Annotated in this window: 3 protein-coding genes and 1 pseudogene; 3 read left to right on the top strand and 1 reads right to left on the bottom strand. The window is 62.5% G+C overall.

Features of this window, described 5'->3' with window-relative positions:
- The 3 genes and pseudogenes from EOA86_RS30020 to EOA86_RS38945 all read left to right on the top strand — a co-directional run.
- Positions 1–217: pseudogene (locus EOA86_RS30020) on the top strand (SDR family NAD(P)-dependent oxidoreductase); the annotation flags it as partial.
- Positions 214–1,248 carry an S-adenosylmethionine:tRNA ribosyltransferase-isomerase gene (locus EOA86_RS30015; protein WP_128344944.1) on the top strand — a complete coding sequence of 345 codons (1,035 nt, stop codon included), beginning with the start codon at positions 214–216 and terminating at the stop codon, positions 1,246–1,248. The pseudogene EOA86_RS30020 and the gene EOA86_RS30015, both read left to right, overlap by 4 nt.
- A 254-nt stretch (positions 1,249–1,502) precedes the next feature.
- Complete coding sequence (locus tag EOA86_RS38945) at positions 1,503–1,661, top strand: hypothetical protein (RefSeq protein ID WP_164892117.1); 159 nt, start codon at positions 1,503–1,505, stop codon at positions 1,659–1,661.
- A 687-nt stretch (positions 1,662–2,348) separates the two neighbouring features.
- Here EOA86_RS38945 and EOA86_RS30010 read toward each other — a convergent pair.
- The coding region (locus tag EOA86_RS30010) for a DUF2905 domain-containing protein (RefSeq protein ID WP_348633372.1) at positions 2,349–2,630 on the bottom strand (282 nt) is incomplete at its 5' end.

Raw genomic sequence — 2,630 nt, 5'->3', positions numbered from 1 at the left:
TCTCACGGCGATTTGGGACGAGGAGGCGAAAGCCGACGGAATCCGGCTCCTCGCGTTCGATCCCGGCGATATGGACACCCCGCTGCACGCGCTGGCGCTTCCTGACGCCGATCCGTCGACATTGAAGCACCCCGAAGTGGCTGCTGCCGAGATCATCGAAAGGATGCTCGACGCGTTGCCGGTCAGCACAACGACTCTCGCCGGGACACGCGGATGATTGCCGCCGACCGTCCTGATCGGCGCTCCGCCAGGCTGTTCGTCGTCGAGGCAGACGGCGCGATGCGCGACCTGCCGCGCGCTGTGCTCGCGACGCTATTCGATCCCGGCGATCTGGTCGTCGGCAACGACGCCGCGACCTTGCCTGCCAGCTTGCACGGCATGCATGTCCCCAGCGACGAAGCGATCGAGATCCGCCTGGCGGGCTGGCTGTCACTTCCCGATCCAACCCGCTTCATGGCGATTGCCTTCGGCACGGGCGATCATCGCACGCGCACGGAAGACCGGCCGCCGCCGCCTCCGCTGTCACCAAGCGATCGCCTCCAGCTCGGCCCGCTTGAAGCCGTCGTAGAGCGCCTTCTCGACCATCCTCGCCTTGTCGAGCTGCGCTTCCCAGGCAACCGCGCAGCGGTGCTTGCAGGCCTGGCGCGGCACGGCCGGCCGATCCAATACGCGCATGTTCCCGAACCGCTGGCTCTGTGGGATGTCTGGACGAAGATTGCCGCCGGGCCGGTCGCGTTCGAGGCGCCATCGGCAGGCTTTGCACTCGACTGGCGCACGCTCCAAGCCTGGCGTCGGCGGGACGTCGGCTTCGCAACAGTCACGCATGCCGCGGGCGTTTCCTCCACCGGCGATCCCGCGCTCGATTCGCGACTCCCTTTCGACGAGCCGTACCGCATCCCCGAGCGCACCGCGGCGCAGGTTGCGCGGGCGAAGCTCCGCGGCGGCAGCATCATCGCGATCGGCACGAGTGTAGTGCGCGCGCTTGAGGCGGCCGCCAGTCCCGACGGGAATGTGCGTGCCGGAAATGGCATTGCGACAGGGCGCATCGCGCGGGACACGCGGCTTCTCGTGGTTGATGCTATTCTCACAGGCGTCCACCAGCCCGGCGAAAGCCATTTCGAGCTCCTGCGTGCCTTTGCCGACGATGCTCTGCTCGCCAAGGCCTCCGCAACCCTCACCGCGTACCGATACCGCACGCATGAATTCGGCGATTCCATGCTGCTCAATCGCCAACCGCTGCATCTATAGCGCGAACAGGACCGGGCCGCCTCCTCCCTGACATGCGTCCATCACGGTCATGGAAGATTGGCACATCGCCGCCACGGTGGCACGCCTGGACGCTGCATTCGGCGAGGCGCACTTCGATCCAGAGATGAGCGGTTGCCTGCTGGCTAGGTTTCGACACACAACGCGGCTTGCAACTTTCACCCGCACTAGCCTGACGACTGGATCTCACGGCTCGCCCAGCACATCGGCAGCCGCTCAAACCTTGCTTCAGCCTCGTGCTGGACATTCCGAACGCTGGCGATATCAGCGGCTTCGTGGTCGCAGATCATGCGCAGCCGGTCAGATGCGACCTGGCTCCGTGGGGAAAGAACGAGAACGGGCTCGAATTCCCCCAGGCATGGTGGCGCCGCCATGACGAGTACGGCAATCGCTGAGTGTCATGGGCACAACCGCGAATTGCGGTGACAGTGCACTATTTTCTTTTCTGCCTGCCGTGCCTTCGATCCGTAATGCCGTCGTGGGCGCAAATCCGTCTCCTGAAGATAGTGCGCGTCCGCCCTGCCGCCGGGCCGGGCAGCCTGGCGGCATCTTCTCGAACGTCTTCAGCTCGGTATCAATCTTGTCCCAAGGGAGGGCGCGGATACCATAGGTCACGAATGCGGATCTGCGAGCGCGGCTGCTTCTGCCAATACGAATTCAACATAGGAGGCGGCCAAGGACCCGCCCTTTTCTGAATCACTCGGTTAGGGCCTTGGGAATCGACGTGGACCATAGGATCAGAATGAATCCGATACCCGACCAAAGCATCACAGCATCCCAGTCGCGATAATCCCGGCGCATTTCAGGCCTCCCTGACAACACACGTATCTCGTAGAGAATCTCGCGCTCACAGCCGCATCCTCCGAAGTAGACGAGGGGCTGTATAGGTCCCGCCGTCTGTACCGCCGGCTGACGCGCCCAGCAAAATCGAATTGGTGAAAGCCGTGTCCATTCAAGAGTTTCTGTTGCCGAGCAGCGGAAAAACCGCCTTCGCCGAGATAAGGCGCAATCGCTATTGCTGCCAGATCGGGTTGCTCCCCGCGTCGTCCGTTCCCTCCGGAGACGCAGGCTCGCCGGACTCGTTATCGGTTGAGTAGCCACAGAACAAAAGAGAGAACGATGCTGATCAATATTCCGGTGCCGATCGGAGCATAAAACGTAAAGTTCTCACGTTCGATCACGATGTCGCCAGGCAGTCTGCCCAGACCGATTCGAGACAACCAGGGCCACAATAGGCCTGTGGCGACTATAATCAAACCAATGACAATCAGGGTTCGCGACATCTCGTTGCGCTCAATTTCCGCTGCTTCTTTCTCGTTCATCTTCGGCGTTTCATTGTCGGCGTCTCGGGACGCTGGATGGCC

It is taken from the genome of Mesorhizobium sp. M5C.F.Ca.IN.020.32.2.1 (assembly GCF_004023105.1).
GTDB classification, from domain to species: Bacteria; Pseudomonadota; Alphaproteobacteria; order Rhizobiales; family Rhizobiaceae; genus Mesorhizobium; species Mesorhizobium wenxiniae.
The sequence above is the reverse complement of the archived record's forward strand: the minus strand, read 5'-3'. Positions and strand labels throughout refer to the sequence as shown.